Origin of the sequence: Paracoccus sp. (in: a-proteobacteria) (assembly GCF_047973135.1) — a bacterium.
Classification (GTDB): domain Bacteria; phylum Pseudomonadota; class Alphaproteobacteria; order Rhodobacterales; family Rhodobacteraceae; genus Paracoccus.
The window spans coordinates 19,650-39,363 of sequence record NZ_JBKEBL010000250.1; the positions used below are offsets into that span (position 1 = coordinate 19,650).

Consider the following 19,714-nt stretch of genomic DNA (forward strand, 5'->3'; position numbering starts at 1 on the left):
TGCGTCATGGATCTGTATCAGGCGCTGAGCCACGCGCTGATCCTTGTCTTTCAGCTTTCCATGCCGGTGATCATCGCCGCGACGGCGGTGGGGCTGACCATCGGGCTGATTCAGGCGCTGACCCAGATTCAGGATCAGACGCTGCCGCATGCGGTCAAACTGATCGCCGTGGGTGCGGTGATCATGATCATGGGCGGGGCGCTTGCGACGCGGCTGGTGGTGTTCGCGACCGACATCTTTTCACGCATAGGTGCCGGATGAACGAGGCCATTGCCGAACTGTTCGCCGGTCGCGATCTGGCTCAGGGTGTATCGGCAATGATCGCGCTGATGGTGGCGGTGGCCGGGCGGCCCCTGGGCTTTGTGCTGGTCCAGCCGGTCTTTGGCCGGTTCGGGCTGACCACCGGGCTGCTGCGCGGATCGGTTCTGGTGGCGCTGACGGCACCGGTCCTGCCTTCGGCGGCGGCGATGGCTGCTGCAAGCCCCGAAATCATCAGCTTTGGCTCGTTGCCGTTCCTGTTGCTGCGCGAACTGATCATCGGCGTGGTTCTGGGTCTGCTGACCGGGGTGCCCCTCTGGGCGGCGATGGCGGCAGGAGAATTCATCGACATCCAGCGCGGCGCGTCCATGGCGACGCTGCTGGACCCGCAAAGCTCGACCGAGATGTCAGTCACTGGTACGATGCTGTTTCTGACCTGCCTGCTGGTTCTGGCGGTCGAGGGGGTGCTGTTTCCGGTGTTTTTTGGCCCGTTCTTCGAAAGCTATCGCCTGTTTCCCGTGCTTGGCGGGGTGCCCCAGCCCGTGCCCTCGCAGGGGGAGCTGGCGCTGCGCCTGCTGGACCAGATCTTTCGCGCAGGGCTGATTCTGGCGCTGCCGCTGATCATTCCGCTGCTGCTGGCCGAATTCATGCTGGCCGTGGCCACGAAATATGTTCAGCAGATCAATACGATGTTTCTGGCCATGTCGGTCAAGCAGATCATCTATTCGCTGCTGATGCTGTTTTATGCGGTGATGCTGGCGCGCTATGCCGTGGGTCAGATCGGACGCGGTTCCTTTGGCGTTGACGCGCTGATTCCATTCCTGAGGCCGGAAATGCCATGAGCGGAGAATCAGAGGAAAAGAACCTGCCGCCCTCGCAGCAAAAGCTGCGCAAGGCGCGCGAAAAGGGTCAGGTCGTCACTTCGCGAGAGACGCTGATGTCGCTGACCGGCGCGGCAGTTCTGGCCTATCTGTACATGCGTATGGACGCGATCGGAACCGATTTGCGGGCGCTGTTTTCCTTTCAGGCTGATCCTGACCTGGAATTTCTGGGCCAGCTTGCGGATACCGGGCAGCTTGCGCTGCGGCTGATGATGCGGATCGTGCTGCCGGTGCTGATAGGCGTGCTGGTCATCGCGATTCTGGGGGGCATGGTCGTGTCCGGCGGGCCGGTCTTTTCGACCCATCCGCTGATCCCGGATTTCAAGAAGCTCAGTCCCGCGTCGGGGTTCAAAAAGATCTTCGGCCGCCGCGCGCTGCTGACCTTTCTGATGCATCTGATCCGTCTCAGCGCCATCATCGTCGTCACGGGCGTTCTGTTCATGCCGCAAATCGGTGCGCTGGTGGCCGCCCCGCCCTGCGGCATGGGCTGTCTGCACGAGGCGATCCGGGCGATGCTGGTGCCGCTTCTGGTGGCCACGCTGGCGATCCTGATCCTGACCTCGCTGCTGGATTATCTGGTCCAGCGAGCCAGTTTTATCCGCGAGCAGCGCATGTCGATCACTGAATTCAAGCGCGAAATGAAGGATCAGGAGGGGGATCCCCTGTTGAAGGGGCAGATGCGATCCGATCAGCAGGCAATGGTCGAGCGGCCGACCGGGCTGGCGCAGGCCACATCAATCATCCACGCCGCGCCCAATGTCGCCGTCGCGCTGCGCTATGTCGAGGGCGAGACGCCCGCGCCGCTGGTGGTGATGCGGGCGCGGGGCGCGGTGTCGGTGGCGCGGATGTTGCGCGGCGCGCGCAATGTGCGGGCCAGTTTCGACGCCGAGGCCGTCGAGAAAATCCGTACCGTCGCGGTTGGCGATTACGTCGTCGAGGACCAGCAGATCCAGGCAATCGCCCCCTATCTGCACCCGACCATGTAGGTGCCCCGCATCAAAAAAGGGCCCCGCATCTGCGGGGCCCCGGTTTGTCGGATGGCGAGACGATCAGCCGTATTGCTGGCTGTCAAAGATCGACCCGGACATCAACATACTGTTGATAAGGTTGCCAAAAGCCATCATTGTCGCGAATTGCATCATTTCGTTCATCATGTGATTGGCGTAGTTGCCATGCTGCCCGAAATCCGCGTTGTGCGATCCGAAGTGGGTATCCCACAGGTTATCCACCTCATAGCCCTTGACGGCGTCCTTGTCGCCCTTGCCGGACATGGTGCCGTCCGCGTGCTCGATCGCTCCTCCGCCCTGCGCGCCCTTGCCTTTGTCGCCATTGCGCGCGATGCCGTCGCCATCGAAGGTCTGACCAAGCAGGCCGTGCGGCTTAACACCATCAGCGATTGCATTCTTGGTCTTGACGTCCATGTCCAGATGGCTGCCTTTGGCCTGAAAATCGACCTGCCATTCGCCCTTTTTGACGGTGATGTCATTGCCTTTGCGTTCGGCATAACCGCCGCCGCGCAGGGACACGCGCTCTCCGTCTTTCAACGCCTGACCATTGACGGACGCCGCGCCGGATTTATCGACCGAGACATAGTTGCTGCCCGCAGTGATGCCGACCTTGCCGACTGCAGTTGCACCCTTGTCACCCCATTTGTCGAACCGGCCGTTCATCTGAAAGCCCTGATCCGACAGCAGGTTATAGGTCTTTCCAGCCTTGCCCTGCACGTCGAACTTGCCGCCATCTGCGCCGATGAAATGCGGATCGCCCCAGATGCGGCCCGAACCCTCGATGCGTGACGGCGAATCGCCGACATGGCCGTGATGGCCCGGCCCCTTCGAACTGCCCAGCATGGTGGCCAGCCCCTGTAATGTTTGCCCGACTCCCTTGAATATCTCGGAAAGCGGCGACTGGCTTTTGAATCTGCTGCCCGAACTGTCGGGGCGATTCGCCTTGGCACCGTTATCGGGGAAAAGACTCATGACGTTTACGTTGACATTCAGCATATCTGATTAATCCATAAAAAATTCTCTTACGAATCAGTCGCCAGCGCCTCGAACCTATCACGAGATTGTTCATTTGTTGTGATGCATGAACCCATGCGCGGAACTTCGCCATTTGCCCTGGCCCCGAAAGGCGGCAGGGCGCCGAAAACTGCCGCTGCTCGGGATTCACGGCGGAACCATCTGCCATTGGAGGTAAAATTGGTCTTATTCTGTAAGGCGAAAATTGAGTTGCAGATTTGACGGGCGGACTTGCCCAGCTCGGAGGTTTCAAGTGTCCGAACGTATGATTGAAATTGTGGAATTGGACAGGCGCTTTTCAACGGACCCGGACGGGGTCGAACTCAAGCGCCTTACGGAACGGCTATCGACAGGTAAAGGGAATGTGGTCCGCGCTTTGGACCGTGGGGTGAGCACAGAAGAATATGCCCGGCTCTCTCTTCTTTCCCAGGCATACGATGCTGGCATCGATGCGCTGCCGAAGTTGTGGGCATCTATTAACGAAGACCTTAAATAAACGCTAATTTAGGTGAGTATACGACAATGATGAGTCCGACACAGTCTCTGGGCCAGATGGGCTCCCAAATGAGTGAAGCTCTGGGCTTTCAGTCCGAGCTGAACGCGATGTCGAAAGATTTCAACAGCGCGATGGCGGCGAAAGACGCCGAGAAAAAAGCTTGGGAAAAAGTCAAAGGCTGACAAAGCGCGGCAAGGGGGCATGTCTCCCTTGCCGATTTCTGCGGATATCATGTTCCTTTTATGCGGCCCGGTGCTGAAAAGGCTGCCGGGGCTGTTGGTGATTTTATGGCACGTTCAAAACCATTTCTTCTGACCGTGTTGACCGGCCCCAATGCGGGGGCCAGCGCGAAATTTGCGGAAGGCCGTTTGCGGATCGGTGGCGGCGACGAGGACGAGATCGTTCTGGCCGGTCTGCCTCCGGCCTGTTTGACCCTGCGCACCAGCGGGGGCCGCCTGGCGGCGGTTGCCGGTACCGAGGGCGTCAGCAGCCATGATGCCGGTTCCGGTCAGGATGTCGCGCTGGTCAAGGACGGCACGGTGTTCAAGACCGAGCTTCCGGCCACGCTGCGGCTTAATTCTGAAACGATGATCACGATTTCCCGGCTGGGTGCCAGCCGTCATCTGTCACTGGGCGTCGGCGCGGCCGCAGGGGTGGCCGCCGCGACGCTGGCCGTCGGGTTGTGGGCGGGTGCCTATTTCGGCGATGTCCCAGGGCCGGGTCAGGCCAGAGCGGCGGCGCTGCAACCCGAACCCGCCCCCCTCGCATCTGCGCCCGCCCCGGCGGCGGCACCTGCCGCCGAGCCGGAACCCGAGATCGAAGCAGACCTTCAGCATATCAGTTGCGATTCGGCTTGTGCAACGGCGGCGGTCGATGCCCTGCAAGAGACGCTGATCGATGCCGGGCTGGACGGGTTGTCGGTTGTGCCAAGCGATGGCGTGCTGCGTGTCCGGGGCGAATTGCAATCCGACCGGATCGAGCAATGGCGCGACATCCGCGCCCGGTTCGAGACAGAGTTCGGGCAGGCCCTGCCGCTGATCGTCGAGATCGGCGAAGGCGCGCCCGATCCGGTTCTGTCCATTTCTTCCGTGTGGCTGGGTGCCGCGCCCGAGATCCGCACGAAATCGGGCAAGGTTCTGCGCATTGGTGATGCAACTGGCGACGGCTGGACGATCAGCAGCATCGCCAAGGGCGAAATCGTGTTGCAACGGGGCGAACGCATGCGGTCGTTGCGGTTCTGAAACAGGGAAACAGACATGGCCAACCAGATTCAGAACTTTTCGACGATCCGCCCGAACAAGCCGCAAGGCAGCGCCACGACGGAACCGCGCGGGGCCGATACCGCCCGGCCCGTCAACGGCGCAGCCATTCATCGGCTGGATATTCCCCAACGCCCGCGCGATGCCGATGCGGGCGCTTCCGGCAGGGGCTTTGCCGGGTTCCGTTCCCTGATGGAGCAGGGCTTGGGCCGGGTGCGCCTGCCCGACACGATCGAGCTGATGGCGGCGCTTGAGGGCGCGCGAAATCATGCGGCGCTGGCGGATCGTGCCGTGCCGGGGCTTGGGCGGCTGGTCGAGGCCGTTATTGACGACGAATCGCGCAAGCTGGCGCGGTATCTTGATCTGCGCGGGCAATAACCGATGGCGGTCAGGTGAATCAGGCTGCGCCCCCCCAGCTATCCGAACTGACGGATCCGCTGGACGCGTCCGAGTCGCCGTTCGAAGACGACTGGAACGACGGGCGTTCGTCCTCTGCGGATGACGTGGTCCGGCATGGCGAGGTGATGGCCTCGCTGGCACTGATCTATTTGCGACACAGCGATGCGGCTCGGGCGATGGTACTGGGGCTGGCGGCAATGGCGATGGGGGATCTGTCACCTGCGACGGTTCTGACGGTTGCCGAATCGATGCTGCTGGCAGGCGATCCGCAGCAATCTCTGGCCGTGCTAAGCCGGTTTGATCGCTATGAGACCGCGCAGACAGGGTTGAGCATGCCGCCCGACACTGCGCAGCTTGCCGCCCGACATTACATTTCGGCGCGAGTGTTGTTTCGACTTGACGATACCGAGGGCGCTCGGGCCGCTCTGGCCCGTGCGAGGGAATTTCAGCAAGGGGTGGTGCCGGAATGAATCGCATTGCCGAGATATTGCGCCGCATCGCATCGCGTCAGGATCTGGCGCTGGTGGTGCTGCTGATCATGATCGTGTTCATGATCGTTCTGCCGCTGCCGACATGGCTGATCGATCTGGCCATCGGCTTTAACCTGTCGCTGTCGGTGCTGATCCTGATCGTGGCGGTCTATCTTCAGAACCCGACATCGCTGTCCACCCTGCCCGCGATCCTGCTGTTCGCGACGCTGTTCCGGCTGGCCATCGGCATTTCGACCACGCGGATGATCCTGTTGCAGGCCGATGCGGGCAAGATCGTCGAGACTTTCGGGCAATTCGTTCTGGGCGGATCGCTGGTGGTGGGGATCGTGGTTTTCCTGATCATCACGGTGGTGCAGTTCATCGTGATCACCAAGGGATCGGAACGTGTGGCCGAGGTTTCGGCCCGGTTTTCGCTGGACGCCCTGCCGGGTCGGCAGATGTCCATCGACAGTGACATGCGCGCGGGCGAGATCGATATGGCCGAGGCACGCCGCCGCCGCTCGGCCCTTCAAATGGAAAGCGAATTCTACGGCTCGATGGACGGGGCGATGAAATTCGTCAAGGGCGACGCCATCGCCGGGCTGATCATCATCGCCGTGAATATTCTGGGCGGGCTTGGTGTCGGTGTCGGTCAGCTTGGGATGGGCTTTGGCGATGCGCTGCAGGTCTATTCGGTGCTGACGGTCGGGGACGGCATGGTCAGCCAGATCCCGGCGCTGATCATGGCGATCAGTTCGGGCATCGTCATCACCCGGATCACGCATGAAGGTTCGGCCGATCTGGGCCGCGACATCGCCACCCAGATCAGCGGCAGCCCGCGCGCGTTGCAGGTGGCGGCGCTGGTTTTGCTGGGCTTTGCCGCGATCCCCGGCTTTCCCACGCTGACCTTCGTGGCGCTGGCCACATTGTTCGGCGGCAGCGGGCTGATCCTTGCGCGGCGCGAACGACTGATGGCCGACGAGGCCGGGGAAAACGCGCCGGGTGGCGGCTCGGGGTCGTTGAAACAGGATTTGCTGCTGGCCCCGATGCAGCCGGTGCAACTGTCCGTCGGAACCGCAATTGCCGAAGGGCTTGAACGTGCCGCCTATGACGAGGCCGCGCTGCGTGAACGCGCCCGGTTCTTCGACACGCTTGGCGTACCGTTTCCGCGCGTCCAGTTGCAGATTGACCGCGAAGCGCCGGATGATCGCTGGCAGCTCAAGATCGAAAGTGTACCGGTCGCAGAGGGGCATATCCCTGCCGGCAAGCTGTGGCTGACCGATTCGCCTGACGTCGCGCGCATTCTTGGGGTTTCCGTCGATGAGATCAGCCTGGGTCCGTCCGAGCCGCGAAGCTATTGGTGCGACAAATCGGACGCGGGCGCGCTGCGGGCGGGCGGGGTGTCCTTCCTGACCCCGGCCGAGGCGCTGGCCCGGATGACTGCCGCGCATCTGCCGCTTCACGCCTCAGAGTTTCTTGGCGTGCAAGAGGTCAGCGGCCTGCTTGCGGCGATGGAAACCCGTTACGAAAATCTGGTGGCCGAGGCGCAGAAGGCCCTGCCGCTGCAAAAGATCGCAGCGGTGATGCGACGGCTGGTCGAAGAGGAAATCCCCATTCGCAACATGCGTATCCTGCTGGAAACCATCGTGGACTGGGCCCCGCGCGAGAAGGATCCCGAATTGCTGGCCGAATATGTGCGCGCGGCGTTGTCGCGGCAGATCAGCCATCAATATGCGGATTCCGACCGTTTCATCGCCGCCTATGTCGTGGAGAATGACATAGAAGAGGTGATCCGGGGCGCGATCCGTCAGGCTCCGTCCGGTGTCTATCTGGCGCTGGAGGCGCAGCAGTCGCGCAAGATTCTTGAGACGCTGAAATCAGCGGTTGGTGATCCTGCGGCGCATTCCACGCCGCCGGTCTTTTTGTCCAGCATGGACATTCGTCGTTTTCTGCGCCGCTTCCTTGCCAATCATGACATGAACTTTGCGGTTCTGTCGCACAAGGAAGTGGCGCCCAATTTCAAGGTTCAGCCATTAGCCATGCTTTCAATCACATGACCAGTTATCTGCAAACCCGCCTTCGTGGGATCCTGACGATCCTTGTTCTGTTTCTTGCCACGCAGGCCGCGCTGGCACAGCAATTCACCGTTCGCGAAGGCGAGGGGCGCGCGCTGGAACTGCCACTTGAAACCGAGACGGTGTTTATCGCCGATCCGCTGATCGCGGATGCGCAGGCAATCTCGCCAAGTTCTATCTTTGTCACCGGCTATGCGCCGGGCGAGACGACGATCATCCTGAACGACATCAATGATCGCGAGATTGCGCAGTATAACGTGGTCGTCCAGCCCTCGGGTGCCGGTGCCGGTGCCCTGCTGGGGCAGGGGCTGAATGCGCGCGAGGGGCGGCAGGTCGCCATCATCTCGGGTTCGACCGACAGCGTCGAGGGGGCGCAGTCGGTCACATCCTCTCGCCGCGCCTATGAGCGCAACGATGTGACGGTGCAGGATAATTCGACCTATCGGGACGGGACGCAGATTTCCCTGCGCGTCCGTTTTATCGAGGCGTCGCGCAATGACCTGCAACGGCTTGGCGTCGATGTCGCGGCACTGGGCTCGGGGCCGCTGCGCGTGGTGGCAGGTGGAGTCGGAGATCCGGCGGGCGGTCTTGGCGAGGGTCTGGGCGGTTTGGCCGTGGGCGGAACCGCGACTGCGGGCCGCTATAACATCGATGCGCTGATCGACATGCTTGAGGAACGCGGCTCGGTGCAGATTCTGGCCGAACCGACACTGACCACTGTCAGCGGCCGCCGCGCCAGTTTTCAGGCCGGTGGTGAAATCGCCTATCCGGTCAATCAGGGCAATAACGTGATCACCGCTGCGTTCCGGGAATATGGCGTCTCGATCGACTTTCTGCCGACCCTGCTGCCGAACAACCGCATCGCCATCGAGGTCAAGCCCGAGGTCAGCGTGGTGGATCGCACCAATTCGGTGGTCGTCGAGGGCTTTCAGGTGCCCGGCCTTTCGGTCCGGCGCGTGGATACCACCGTCGAGGTCGCAAGCGGCCAGACCTTCGCGATTGCCGGTCTGTATGAACAGTTCTCGGAAAATACCAGCCGCGGCGTGCCGGGGATGAGCCAGTTGCTTGGCAAAAATTCCCGTAACCGGCGAGAGCGCGAACTGATGATCTTTATCACGCCATTTATCGCGGACGCAAAGGACGTCGCCGCCCCGCGGGCCGCCCGCAAGGCGCCACGCGCAACTGTAGGATTTATTACACGATGAAACGAGTTCTGTTCCTTGGCCCGCTTGTCCTGCTGGCCGCATGCGAGCCGATGATCCGGGATTCAGACGTGGTGCGCTATGCGGCGGACCCCGCCTTTGTCTACAGCGAATCGGGCAGGATCATTCCAACCTCGTGCCGTGGTAATTCGACCTATTCGTCGCGTGCGTCGGCCTGTCAGCGCGATCTGGTTTTTGCGCAGCAGGTCACGAATCCGTCGGACCTTGTGGTGCCGCGCAAACCGGGACCGGCGCGGGCCTATCCCGTTGGTCGTGCCGCAGACCGGTATCTTTACGGCCAGAACCCCGGCGGCGGCTCTGGCGGCGGGGGCGGTGAGCGCAGTCAAGGCCGGACAATCACGCCCGGACTTGGCGGCGGCAACGCTTCGTCCGGCCCGACGCCGAACGATCCCTATAACCTGATCCCGGAAATCTGATTTGATATAAAAGGGCGCGTGGGATCACGCGCCCGGAATGACGCCGAACGCGCTTGCGCCCTGAGTGCGGGCGCGTCTGCCGATTCCGATGATGCCTGACACATCGGCCGCTTCCAGCCCCAGTTGCGGGCCATCGGCGCGGGCATTGCCCTCGGCGCCAGTGATGCCACCCACCAGAATCAGGTTCCGGCGGTGCGTATAAGAGGCGTCCGGCGCAAAGGCTGCGGCGCGGGCGATGCCATAGGCCATCGGATCCTGTTGCAGCGCTGCGACGATGCCCAGATTGCTGCGGACATCCAGATTGCGCGGATAGCTTTTGGCCGCCGCTTCCAGCACCGTTCGGGCCTGATCCAGCTGGTTCAGGCCGGCCAGCGCGCCTGATTGCAGCAGCGCCGAGCGCAGATCGCCGCCGCCCGCCTTGTTGGTGGTATCCAGCGCGCCGGCGTAATCACCCAAGGCAAGCTGCGCCTCGCCATAGCCCAACAGCGCTTCGCGGTCTCCGGGTGCGACCAGCAGCGCCTCGCGATAGGCGCCCATGGCCTGATTCCACTGACCCAGTCCAGCCTGAATATCGCCATATTCCTTCAGCGAGGCGGCGCTGTCAGGGTTCTTTTGGAGGTCGTATTTCAGCATTCCCAGCCGTTGCTCGGTCGTTGCGGGACGCGAGGGCTGTTCGCCGAAATCTCCCTCGGTGCAACCGGTCAGAAATACTGCGGCAATCGAGCCGCACAAGATACTGCTAATGGGGTAATGTTTGAACAGCATAAAACCAATCACCATAAATTTGCCGATAGCTAAGAATAACTTGCGCAAATAATCAAGTCGGAAAGCCGGTACGATCGGTTCAATGGCACAGAACTGCCTGCGGCAATTTCCGAATTTGGAATTGCCGCAGGGCAGTAATTCAAGGAGCCTTTTCGCCGGAAAAGGGCAAAAGGCCAGATTTGTCAGCGCGTTACCCGACGATCAGCGCGTCGCGCAGGAAATCGTCTACGCTTGTCGCGCCGGGTGTATAGTTGAACTTGATGATGGACCCGTCGTCGAATGTAACGGTCGGGCCAAACTGGACATAGTCGCTGGTCATCTTGTCGCGTAGCTGGTCGGCCTGACTTTGGGTCAGCCTCAGCCGGTCCTCATTAATGGTAAAGTCCATGATCTCGACTTCCGAGCCCGCGCCGGAAAGCAGGGCGAAATCGAACACATCCGCGCCCGCTTCGCCGCTCAGCTCGTCGCCATCCTTGTCGGAAATCAGGCGGTCGTTGCCATCACCTCCGAACAACCGGCCATTATTCGCGCCGCCCTGGATGGTGTCGTTGCCCGCGCCGCCCACGACATGATCCGCGTGCACGCTGCTGGTCGAACCGCCGCCGGCATAGATCATGTCATTGCCCGCGCCGCCGTCGATCACGTCGCGCTGATTGCTGCCGCGAATGGTGTCGTTACCGTCGCCGCCCTCGATCGAGCCGGTTCCTTTGGTGCTGTCGATCAGGTCGTCTCCTGCCCCGCCCTTCAGGATATTATAGCTGTTTTCGATGCTGGTGGTGCCGCCGATCAGCGTGTCGTTTCCGGCCCCGCCCTCAATCAAGGTGCCTGCGGTGCTGGTGCTTTGATCCAGAAGGTCGTTACCGTCACCGCCGTCCAGCGTGTCCTCGCCAGTGCCGCCTTTCAGCGTGTCGTTGCCGTCACTACCCCAAATCTGGTCGTTGCCTGCGCCGCCATACACGATGTCATCACCGGCGCCGCCGTCCATTGTATCGTTGCCGTCACCGCCATACAGGACGTCATTGCCCTCTTTTCCGGCGGCGCTGTCATTGCCAGCATGGCCGTACAGGGTGTCATTGCCCGCATCGCCGCTGAGGACGTCGTCGCCGCCATTGCCGTACAGCTTGTCGTTGCCGCCCTGGCCCTGGATGTTGTCATTGCCGGCCTGACCGCGCAGAACGTCCGCGCCGCCTCCGCCGCCCATCACGTCGTCGCCCTTGCCGCCAAGGATCGTGTCGCGCCCGCCATTGCCGCTAAGGTTGTCGTTGCCCGCGCCGCCATACAGCCTGTCCGCGCCAGCCCCGCCGCCAAGCACATCGTCGCCGCCCTGACCCCAGATGCTGTCATTGCCGCGCTGTCCGATGGCCGCGTCGTTATGCGCCCCGGTTTTCAGCCAGTCATCGCCGCCACCCAACGCAACCGCGTCAGAGGCTCTGGTGCCGGTGATTTCGTCGTCGCCCTTGCCAAAGGTTCTGGCGTTCGCCGTATAGATGATCTGCGCCCCGGCGGTCAGATAGTTTTCCCCGGCGGTCGGTGTCGGCGTATAGTCGATGGTCGCCGAGCTGGCACCCGACGCTGTCACATTGATCGCAAAGCCGCTTTGTTCGATCTGGCGTTTGGTCAGCCCCTGCAACTCGATCGCTTTCGAGCTGCCGATAAGCTGGTTGCTCAGCATGCCCGAGCCATAGATCGCGGTGTCGATGCCATGCGCGTATTCCTCAAGCCGGGTTTCGGCGAATTTCGGGCCGCGCGCGGTCTGGGAAAAGATTGCGATCCCCGACAGATCCAGACGTCCCCGCGCCGGGCTGGTCATCGAACCGCCGGACACTGTCGCCACCGCGTTCGAGGCGATGTCGAATGTCGCCGTGGCGCCGGTGATTCGCCCCATGCCATTGCCCATGCTGGCAGCCGTGATGGTGCCGGTATGTGCCGTGGCCGAGGGGCCGAAGGTATTGACATCAAGCGGGTTCGAGAACTCTGTCGTTTTTCCAAGAATTTTCAGTTTAACAGGACGTGCCATGATACGTAGTGCCCACAATTGAAAAATGAGAAACCGGTGGCCGGTCACAACCGTCTGAATGTTCCTGCTTCAGTCACACCTGATGACCATAACGACCAACGCCAGTTACATATCCGCCCGAACGAGGCGATCAAAGCGTCCAGCCCGTTACCGGCGGTTTCACCCGGAATCCTTGCTGAATGGCGGGCGCGGGGCGGCGGAGAACCGCCAATGCCTCTGTAATCTTTCGCATTTGTGATGAACACGCCCGTTTTCGTGTTCGGCGCCCGCCGGATTTCGCGTTAAGGGGGTGTCGCTTGTCAGGCTACGGCGTCGCTTCGGATATAGTTCAGGATCGGAGCCAGCCACCGTTCCGTTTCCTCGACAGACATGCCCTTGCGTGCGGCATAGTCGCGGACCTGATCCTCTTCGACCTTCGCGACGCCGAAATAATAGGCGTCGGGATGGCCGATATACAGCCCCGAGACCGACGATCCAGGCCACATCGCCATGCTGTCGGTCAGCTCGACACCGGTTGTGGCGGTGGCGTCCAGCAGGCGGAACAGCGTCACCTTTTCCGTATGGTCGGGCTGCGCGGGATAGCCGGGGGCGGGACGGATGCCCTTGTAAGGCTCGGCGATCAGTTCCTGCGGGGTAAAGCCCTCGTCGGGGGCATAGCCCCACAGTTCCCTGCGGACGCGTTCATGCAGCATCTCGGCCATGGCCTCGGCGATGCGGTCGGACAGGGCCTTGACCATGATCGCGCCGTAATCGTCATTGGCGCGTTCATAGCGGGCGGCGATTTCCTGTTCCTCGGGGCCTGCCGTTACGACGAAACCGCCGACATAGTCGCGATGCCCCTCGGGCGCGACGAAATCGGACAGCGCGACATTCGGGCGGCCGCCGCGTTTCGTCACCTGTTGGCGCAGCGTGTGCAGCGTGGCCAGTTCCTCGGCCCGATCTTCGCCGGTGAACAGGCGTATGTCGTCGCCGACCGCATTGGCGGGCCAGAAGCCGACCACGGCGCGGGGTTTGAACCACTGCCCCTCGATGATCCGGGCCAGCATGTCCTGCGCGTCGCTGAACAGGTTCCGCGCGGCCTTGCCCTGTTTCTCGTCGTCCAGAATGCGGGGATAGACGCCCTTCAGTTCCCAAGTCTGGAAAAACGGGGTCCAGTCGATATAGCGGGCGATGTCCGCCAGTTCCCAGTCGTCAATCACGCGGGTGCCGGTGAGCAAGGGCGCGGGCGCGGCAAAGCCCGTCCAGTCCGGTTTCAGCGCATTGGCACGGGCGGCGGCCAGCGGCAGGCGCTGTTTCGCGGCCTCGGCCCGTTCGTGGCGTTCGGCCACATTGGCATATTCGGCACGGATGCCCCGAACATATTCCTGCTGCTGCGCGGGGGACAGCAGGGCGGAAACGACGCCTACCGCGCGGCTTGCATCGGTGACATAGACCGCCGGGCCGCGATTGTAACGTGGGGCGATCTTGACGGCGGTATGCACCTTGGACGTGGTCGCGCCGCCGATCAACAGTGGCAGGGACAGGCCCTCGCGCTCCATCTCGGAGGCCATATGCACCATCTCGTCCAGCGACGGCGTGATCAGCCCCGAAAGGCCGATCACATCGACCTGCCGTTCGCGCGCGGTTTCCAGAATCTTCTGCGCCGGAACCATGACGCCCAGGTCGATCACCTCGTAATTGTTGCAGGCCAGGACGACGCCGACGATATTCTTGCCGATGTCGTGCACGTCGCCCTTGACGGTCGCCATCAGGATCCTGCCCGCGCTTTCGCGGGCGCCGTTCTTTTCGGCCTCCATATAGGGCAGCAGCACCGCAACGGCCTGTTTCATCACGCGGGCGGATTTGACCACCTGCGGCAGGAACATCTTGCCCGCGCCGAACAGGTCGCCGACGACATTCATCCCGGCCATCAGCGGGCCTTCGATCACGTCCAGCGGGCGGCTGGCGGCAAGCCGCGCCTCGTCCGTGTCGGCGACGAACTATTCAGTGATGCCGTTGACCAGCGCGTGTTCCAGCCGCTTGTCCACCGGCCATTCGCGCCAGGACAGGTCTTTCTCGCGCGCCTTTTGCCCGCCCTCGCCGCGGAACCGTTCGGCGATGTCCAGCAGGCGCTCGGTCGCATCGTCGCGGCGGTTCAGGACCACATCCTCGCAGGCATCGCGCAGGTCGGGGTCGATCTGGTCATAGACGGCCAGTTGCCCGGCATTGACGATGCCCATGTCCATGCCTGCCTGAATGGCGTGGTACAGGAACACGGCATGCATCGCCTCGCGCACGGGTTCGTTGCCGCGAAAGCTGAAGGACAGGTTCGAGACTCCGCCCGAGACATGCGCATAGGGCAGGTTCGCGCGGATCCAGCGCGTCGCCTCGATGAAATCGACGCCGTAATTGTTGTGTTCCTCGATCCCCGTTGCCACCGCAAAGATGTTGGGATCGAAGATGATGTCCTCGGGCGGAAAGTCCACCTCATCCACAAGGATCCGATAGGCGCGGGCGCAGATGTCGGTCTTGCGCTGCAAACTGTCGGCCTGCCCGGTCTCGTCGAAGGCCATGACCACGACCGCCGCGCCATAGGCCAGGCACAGCCCGGCCTGATGGCGGAACTGATCCTCGCCTTCCTTGAGGCTGATCGAGTTGACCACCGGTTTGCCCTGAACGCATCGCAGCCCGGCCTCGATCACCTCCCATTTGGAGCTGTCGATCATCACCGGCACGCGGGCACTGTCGGGTTCGGCGGCCAGCAGGTTCAGGAACTCGACCATGGCGGCCTTTGAATCGATCAGCCCCTCGTCCATGTTGATGTCGATGATCTGCGCGCCGTTTTCCACCTGATCGCGCGCGACCTCCAGCGCGGTGGCATAGTCGCGATTGGTGATCAGCTTGCGGAACCGGGCGCTGCCGGTGACATTCGTGCGCTCACCCACATTCACAAAGGGAATGTCGTGGGTCAGCGTAAAGGGTTCAAGGCCGGAAAGGCGCAGCAGGCGTTCAGGCATATTCGGGCACCTTTCGGGGGGCATGAGAGGCGACGGCCTCGGCGATGGCGCGGATATGGTCGGGCGTGGTGCCGCAGCAGCCGCCTACGACATTCACCAGCCCCTCGCGCGCGAAATCCACGATCTGCCGGGCAGTGTCGGCGGGGCCTTCGTCATACTGGCCAAAGGCGTTGGGCAACCCGGCATTGGGATAGGCGCAGATCAGCGTCTCGGACACGCCCGACAGTTCCGCCAGATGCGGGCGCATCGCGGCGGCACCAAGCGCACAGTTCAGCCCCACCGTCCAGGGCCGCGCATGGCGGACCGAATGCCAGAAGGCGGTGGGCGTCTGCCCCGACAGCGTGCGCCCCGAGGCGTCGGTGATCGTGCCCGAGATCATCAGCGGCACAAGCTGGCCACGGGCCTGCATCGCCTGAATACACGCGAATATCGCCGCCTTGGCGTTCAGCGTGTCAAAGATCGTCTCGATCAGCAGGATATCGGCCCCGCCCGTCAGCAGCCCGCTGGCCTGTTGCAGATAGGCCACGCGCAGATCCTCGAATGTCACGGCGCGAAATCCGGGGTTGTTCACGTCGGGGCTGATCGAGGCGGTGCGGTTTGTCGGCCCCAGCGCGCCTGCGACGAAACGCGGTCTGCCATCCTGCGCGGTGGCCCGGTCCAGTGCCCGGCGGACGACACGCGCGCCCTGCACGTTCAGGTCATGCACCGCCGCGCCCAATCCGTAATCGGCCTGCGCGATGGTGGTGGCTGAAAATGTGTTCGTCTCGACGATGTCGGCCCCGGCCATGGCATAGCGGAAATGAATCTCTTCTACCGCCTCGGGCTGGGTCAGGATCAGCAGGTCGTTATTACCCTTTTGCGGGTGATCGCTGTGATGGCGGCACAAATGGCCCGAGCCCTTGCCGGTAAAATCATCCTCGTCCAGCCCAAGCTGTTGAATCTGCGTTCCCATCGCGCCGTCCAGAATCAGGATGCGCCGCGCCGCCGCGTCGTTCAGGGCCGCGAATGCGGGGGATGGGGTCAGTCTGCCGGTCATGATTCTTGCCCTTGCCAGAAGGCCCGCAACATAGGCGCGGATCGCCCTGCCCGCAAATTCATAATTCTCCAGAAGATTATGAGTGGAATCGATAATGCCCTGTCCCCGGACCTTGGGGAAATCCGCCGCCCCGCCGGTATGGCCAAGATTGTGAAGGGGGCCGGTTTGGCCTATACGGGGCGCATCATTACGGAGTGCAGACATGGCTTATCATATCTTCATCGACGGCGAAGCTGGTACCACGGGTCTGCAGATCCGCGAACGCCTCGCGCCGCGCGAGGATGTGACGCTGATCCAGATCGACCCGGCATTGCGCAAGGACGCCGATGCCCGGCGCAAGGCTTTTGCCGCCGCCGATATCGGGATCCTGTGCCTGCCCGACGAGGCCGCGCGCGAGGCCGTCAGCCTGACGCGCGATCTGGACGTGCGGCTGATCGACGCCTCAAGCGCGCACCGGGTGGATGATCACTGGGTGTTCGGTTTTCCCGAATTGTCGGATGAACAGCGCGACCGCATCGCCGGGGCGCGCCTGGTCGCCAATCCGGGCTGCTATGCGACCGGCGCGATTTCGGTCATCGCGCCGCTGGTTGCGGCCGGGCTGATCGACCCGGACGAATTGCTGGCGATCAATGCGGTCAGCGGCTATTCCGGGGGCGGCAAGGCGCTGATCGCGGAATATGACGATGGCGACGCCCCCGCGCATTTCATCTATGGGCTGGGGCAGCGGCACAAACATATTCCCGAAATCATGGTGCATGGCGGGCTGAATGCCCAGCCGGTCTTTGCGCCCTCGGTCGGTAATTTCGCGCAGGGCATGGCGGTGCAACTGCCTATGCATCTGGGCGGGGCGCGCAGCATGCAGGCCATCCACGAGGCACTGGCCGGTCACTATGCCGACCAGACATTCGTGCAGGTCCTGGACCTGACCGAGGTCGGCGCGCGGATCGTGCCAACCGCATTGAACAACACCAACATGTTGCAGATCAGCGTGCAGGGCGACGAGGTTAACGGCTGCGCGACGGTCGTGGCGGTGCTGGACAATCTGGGCAAGGGGGCCTCGGGCGCTGCGGTTCAGAACATGAATATCATGATGGGGCTGGACGAGGCCGAGGGGCTGTAGGGCCGCCGCCCGATGCGGATCTGTATCCTCAATACCGGCGGCACGATCAGCAGCGTGGGCACGCCGCTTGCGCCGATGTCTGCCGGGGATTTCGCCGATGCCGCGCAACGCCTGCTGATGCCCGCGATCCGGGCGACGCTGTCCGGTCTGGACCTGTATTTCGACAGGGAACTGCGGTTTCCGGGCCGCGCATCGGGGACGCTGGACAGCACCGATCTTGTGCCCTCTGACTGGTGCCGTATCGCCGGGGCGGTGCTTGAGAATTACGAAAGGCACGACGCTTTCGTGATCCTGCATGGCACCGACACGATGGACGCCACCGGCGCTGCGCTGCCGCTGTTGCTGAATGTGGTGGACGGGCTGGGGATCGGGCGGGCGGTGTTGTCCAAACCGGTGATCCTGACCGGCGCGCAACTGCCGCTGTTCCGCCAGACCGCCGGGGGGCTGTTGCTGAATGCGGGCAGCGATGCCTTTGCCAATCTGTGCGGCGCGCTGGCCGTCGCGCGACTGCATCTGCCCGAGGTCGGGTTGTTCTTCGATGGCAGGCTGTTCCGGGCGAACCGGGCGCTCAAGGTCTCGACCACGCGCTTTGCCGCCTTTGACAGCCCGCATCTGCCTTCTCTGGCCGAGGCGGGGATTGGCGTTCGCCACGGTGACGCTGCTGGACTGCCGGGGCCAGCCGCGCCGCAACTGGCGCTGGATCATCCGCAGGCGATGGCGCTGGTCGTGGCGCAGTTGCAGGCGATCCGCGACGGCATTGACCGCTGCCCGGCGATCCGCCTGCCCGCCTTTCCTGCGGGCGGTGCGGTGCTGGCCCGGATGATCGGAGATGCGGTGGCGGCGAGGGTGCGCGGGATCGTGATCGAGGGCTATGGCGAAGGGAATGTCCCCGCAGGCCAGAACGATGCCACCCGCGCCGCGCTGCGGGCTGCCTGTGACGCGGGTGTGATCGTGGTCGATACCAGCCAGGTCATCGGCGGGCAGGTAGATCAGTTCCACTATGCGGCGGGCGCGTGGATTGCCGGGGCAGGCGCAATCAGCGGGCTGGACATGACCCCGGTTGCCGCGCAGGCCAAGCTGGCGATCCTGATGGCGGCCGCCCCTTGTCACGGCTGGGACCGGGCCACGCTGACCACGCTGATCCGACACGATCTTGCGGGCGAGTGCCGGTCAACGGACCGGCTGGACAGCGCGCGCAACGCCTTGCTGTTGCCGGGGCAGCGGCTAGAGGCGGTGGATGGCAGCGGATGGCTGGTCAACGATCCGGAGGACGGGCTTGCCCTGCTGGATCGCGATGGCGCAGTGCAGTGGGCACCTGCGCCGGGGCGGGCCGGGCGGCTGATCCTGCGCCATGACGGAGGGCTGACCCTGTCTGCGCCCGATGGCACAGCGCTGTGGACCCATCCGCCCATCGGTGCCGGCAGGGCGCTGCTGATCCTGCGCGCGGGCGGCGGCGGGTTGCCGTTGCCGGAACTGCACGATGCGGCGGGAAAGGCGTGCCGCCCGATGGAACTGGACAGCCCCCGGAACGGCGGGTAAGCGAAGCCCGGAAATCCCGACGGCGGAGGCTTGGGCAGGATCATGACAAAACAGACGAAAATCGCGGTGGCCGGTTTGGGCTATGTCGGATTGTCCAACGCGGTACTGCTGGCGCAAGCGCATGATGTCAGGGCGCTGGATGTCAGCGCGCAGCGGGTCGATCTGGTCAACCAGCGCAAATCCCCGATCGAGGACCGCGAGATTTCCGAATTTCTGGCCAGCAAGCCCCTGACCCTGACGGCCACCACCGATGCCGCGCAGGCGATGGACGAGGCGGAATTCGTGATCGTCGCGACGCCGACCAATTACGACCCGCGCAGCAACCGCTTTGACACCTCGACCGTCGAGGCAGTGATCCATCAGGCGCGCGATCTGGCCCCCGGCGCCGCCATCGTGATCAAATCGACCGTGCCCGTGGGGTTCGTGGCGCGGATGCGGCAGGAAACCGGCTATGACGGGATTATCTTTTCGCCGGAATTTCTGCGCGAGGGAAGGGCGCTTTATGACAACCTGCATCCCTCGCGCATCGTGGTGGGCGATCACGGCCCCGCAGCGCATCGCTTTGCCGAATTGCTGGTCGAGGGCGCGGTTCGCAAGGACATGCCCGTGCAGTTCACCGGCACGGTCGAAGCCGAGGCAATCAAGCTGTTTTCCAACACCTATCTTGCCCTGCGCGTCGCCTATTTCAACGAGCTGGACAGCTATGCCATCCGATATGGCCTGAACTCGCGCGAGATCATCGA

Annotated in this window: 17 protein-coding genes and 1 pseudogene; 13 read left to right on the forward strand and 5 right to left on the reverse strand. The window is 63.0% G+C overall.

The genetic code is table 11. From position 1 onward, the window contains the following. The first annotated feature begins 6 nt into the window (after nucleotides 1-6). Genes sctS through ACK5L9_RS18775 form a run of 3 tightly spaced genes read left to right on the forward strand, consistent with a single transcriptional unit; the run spans nucleotide 7 to nucleotide 2,125 of the window. Nucleotides 7-261 (forward strand): type III secretion system export apparatus subunit SctS, encoded by a 255-nt coding sequence (gene sctS, locus ACK5L9_RS18765; RefSeq protein WP_416912979.1) that lies wholly within the window; start codon nucleotides 7-9, stop codon nucleotides 259-261. After that, a complete protein-coding gene (locus ACK5L9_RS18770; protein WP_416912980.1) occupies nucleotides 258-1,100 on the forward strand; it encodes an EscT/YscT/HrcT family type III secretion system export apparatus protein in 843 nt (280 codons plus the stop codon). The genes sctS and ACK5L9_RS18770 overlap by 4 nt, the downstream gene beginning before the upstream one ends. Next, nucleotides 1,097-2,125, forward strand: coding sequence for an EscU/YscU/HrcU family type III secretion system export apparatus switch protein (locus ACK5L9_RS18775; protein ID WP_416912981.1), 1,029 nt, complete (start codon nucleotides 1,097-1,099; stop codon nucleotides 2,123-2,125). Before ACK5L9_RS18770 ends, ACK5L9_RS18775 begins: the two co-directional genes overlap by 4 nt. Nucleotides 2,126-2,188: 63 nt before the next feature. Here ACK5L9_RS18775 and ACK5L9_RS18780 read toward each other — a convergent pair whose 3' ends face one another. Then, nucleotides 2,189-3,118 carry a hypothetical protein gene (locus ACK5L9_RS18780; protein ID WP_416912982.1) on the reverse strand — a complete coding sequence of 310 codons (930 nt, stop codon included), beginning with the start codon at nucleotides 3,116-3,118 and terminating at the stop codon, nucleotides 2,189-2,191. A gap of 295 nt (nucleotides 3,119-3,413) precedes the next feature. On the opposite strand from ACK5L9_RS18780, the gene ACK5L9_RS18785 reads away from it, so the two are divergent. The 7 genes from ACK5L9_RS18785 to ACK5L9_RS18815 all read left to right on the forward strand — a co-directional run bounded on the left by ACK5L9_RS18785 (nucleotide 3,414) and on the right by ACK5L9_RS18815 (nucleotide 9,498). After that, on the forward strand, nucleotides 3,414-3,656 hold the full coding sequence (locus ACK5L9_RS18785; RefSeq protein WP_416912983.1) for an EscE/YscE/SsaE family type III secretion system needle protein co-chaperone: 243 nt from the start codon (nucleotides 3,414-3,416) through the stop codon (nucleotides 3,654-3,656). 287 nt (nucleotides 3,657-3,943) lie between these two features. Further along, nucleotides 3,944-4,897 carry a hypothetical protein gene (locus tag ACK5L9_RS18790; protein WP_416912984.1) on the forward strand — a complete coding sequence of 318 codons (954 nt, stop codon included), beginning with the start codon at nucleotides 3,944-3,946 and terminating at the stop codon, nucleotides 4,895-4,897. 15 nt (nucleotides 4,898-4,912) lie between these two features. Further along, a complete protein-coding gene (locus ACK5L9_RS18795) occupies nucleotides 4,913-5,293 on the forward strand; it encodes a hypothetical protein (protein ID WP_416912985.1) in 381 nt (126 codons plus the stop codon). Nucleotides 5,294-5,307: 14 nt separating this feature from the next. Then, on the forward strand, nucleotides 5,308-5,784 hold the full coding sequence (locus tag ACK5L9_RS18800) for a hypothetical protein (RefSeq protein WP_416912986.1): 477 nt from the start codon (nucleotides 5,308-5,310) through the stop codon (nucleotides 5,782-5,784). After that, nucleotides 5,781-7,841, forward strand: coding sequence for a type III secretion system export apparatus subunit SctV (sctV, locus tag ACK5L9_RS18805; RefSeq protein ID WP_416912987.1), 2,061 nt, complete (start codon nucleotides 5,781-5,783; stop codon nucleotides 7,839-7,841). Before ACK5L9_RS18800 ends, sctV begins: the two co-directional genes overlap by 4 nt. Further along, nucleotides 7,838-9,064 (forward strand): type II and III secretion system protein family protein, encoded by a 1,227-nt coding sequence (locus ACK5L9_RS18810; RefSeq protein ID WP_416912988.1) that lies wholly within the window; start codon nucleotides 7,838-7,840, stop codon nucleotides 9,062-9,064. Before sctV ends, ACK5L9_RS18810 begins: the two co-directional genes overlap by 4 nt. Beyond that, the gene (locus tag ACK5L9_RS18815; protein ID WP_416912989.1) at nucleotides 9,061-9,498 is read left to right on the forward strand and encodes a hypothetical protein; all 438 of its coding nucleotides are present in this window, start codon (nucleotides 9,061-9,063) and stop codon (nucleotides 9,496-9,498) included. The genes ACK5L9_RS18810 and ACK5L9_RS18815 overlap by 4 nt, the downstream gene beginning before the upstream one ends. A gap of 24 nt (nucleotides 9,499-9,522) precedes the next feature. Here the strand turns inward: ACK5L9_RS18815 and ACK5L9_RS18820 are convergent, their stop codons facing one another. The 4 genes and pseudogenes from ACK5L9_RS18820 to ACK5L9_RS18835 form a co-directional block, all read right to left on the reverse strand. Further along, nucleotides 9,523-10,230: a tetratricopeptide repeat protein gene (locus tag ACK5L9_RS18820; RefSeq protein WP_416912990.1), complete on the reverse strand. Its 708-nt coding sequence runs from the start codon at nucleotides 10,228-10,230 to the stop codon at nucleotides 9,523-9,525. A gap of 223 nt (nucleotides 10,231-10,453) precedes the next feature. Then, a complete protein-coding gene (locus tag ACK5L9_RS18825; protein ID WP_416912991.1) occupies nucleotides 10,454-12,280 on the reverse strand; it encodes a calcium-binding protein in 1,827 nt (608 codons plus the stop codon). Between the two features lie 299 nt (nucleotides 12,281-12,579). Next, nucleotides 12,580-15,276 (reverse strand): annotated as a pseudogene (gene metH, locus ACK5L9_RS18830) (methionine synthase). After that, nucleotides 15,269-16,312 (reverse strand): homocysteine S-methyltransferase family protein, encoded by a 1,044-nt coding sequence (locus ACK5L9_RS18835; RefSeq protein ID WP_416912992.1) that lies wholly within the window; start codon nucleotides 16,310-16,312, stop codon nucleotides 15,269-15,271. The pseudogene metH and the gene ACK5L9_RS18835 overlap by 8 nt, the downstream one beginning before the upstream one ends. Nucleotides 16,313-16,514: 202 nt before the next feature. On the opposite strand from ACK5L9_RS18835, the gene argC reads away from it, so the two are divergent. From argC to ACK5L9_RS18850, 3 genes are all read left to right on the forward strand, one after another. After that, on the forward strand, nucleotides 16,515-17,432 hold the full coding sequence (gene argC / locus ACK5L9_RS18840; RefSeq protein WP_416912993.1) for an N-acetyl-gamma-glutamyl-phosphate reductase: 918 nt from the start codon (nucleotides 16,515-16,517) through the stop codon (nucleotides 17,430-17,432). 12 nt (nucleotides 17,433-17,444) lie between these two features. Then, nucleotides 17,445-18,971, forward strand: coding sequence for an asparaginase domain-containing protein (locus ACK5L9_RS18845; protein WP_416912994.1), 1,527 nt, complete (start codon nucleotides 17,445-17,447; stop codon nucleotides 18,969-18,971). Nucleotides 18,972-19,013: 42 nt separating this feature from the next. After that, nucleotides 19,014-19,714, forward strand: a 701-nt coding sequence (locus tag ACK5L9_RS18850; RefSeq protein ID WP_416912995.1) for a nucleotide sugar dehydrogenase, incomplete at its 3' end; no start/stop codon positions are given.

Bases quoted from the DNA above. Each gene is read 5' to 3' on its own strand.
- ACK5L9_RS18810 (WP_416912988.1), top strand. From the start codon at position 7,838: ATGACCAGTTATCTGCAAACCCGCCTTCGTGGGATCCTGACGATCCTT.
- ACK5L9_RS18835 (WP_416912992.1), bottom strand. From the start codon at position 16,312: ATGACCGGCAGACTGACCCCATCCCCCGCATTCGCGGCCCTGAACGAC.
- ACK5L9_RS18790 (WP_416912984.1), top strand. From the start codon at position 3,944: ATGGCACGTTCAAAACCATTTCTTCTGACCGTGTTGACCGGCCCCAAT.
- ACK5L9_RS18815 (WP_416912989.1), top strand. From the start codon at position 9,061: ATGAAACGAGTTCTGTTCCTTGGCCCGCTTGTCCTGCTGGCCGCATGC.
- ACK5L9_RS18795 (WP_416912985.1), top strand. From the start codon at position 4,913: ATGGCCAACCAGATTCAGAACTTTTCGACGATCCGCCCGAACAAGCCG.
- argC (WP_416912993.1), top strand. From the start codon at position 16,515: ATGGCTTATCATATCTTCATCGACGGCGAAGCTGGTACCACGGGTCTG.
- ACK5L9_RS18825 (WP_416912991.1), bottom strand. From the start codon at position 12,280: ATGGCACGTCCTGTTAAACTGAAAATTCTTGGAAAAACGACAGAGTTC.
- ACK5L9_RS18780 (WP_416912982.1), bottom strand. From the start codon at position 3,118: ATGAGTCTTTTCCCCGATAACGGTGCCAAGGCGAATCGCCCCGACAGT.
- ACK5L9_RS18845 (WP_416912994.1), top strand. From the start codon at position 17,445: ATGCGGATCTGTATCCTCAATACCGGCGGCACGATCAGCAGCGTGGGC.
- sctS (WP_416912979.1), top strand. From the start codon at position 7: ATGGATCTGTATCAGGCGCTGAGCCACGCGCTGATCCTTGTCTTTCAG.
- ACK5L9_RS18775 (WP_416912981.1), top strand. From the start codon at position 1,097: ATGAGCGGAGAATCAGAGGAAAAGAACCTGCCGCCCTCGCAGCAAAAG.
- ACK5L9_RS18770 (WP_416912980.1), top strand. From the start codon at position 258: ATGAACGAGGCCATTGCCGAACTGTTCGCCGGTCGCGATCTGGCTCAG.
- sctV (WP_416912987.1), top strand. From the start codon at position 5,781: ATGAATCGCATTGCCGAGATATTGCGCCGCATCGCATCGCGTCAGGAT.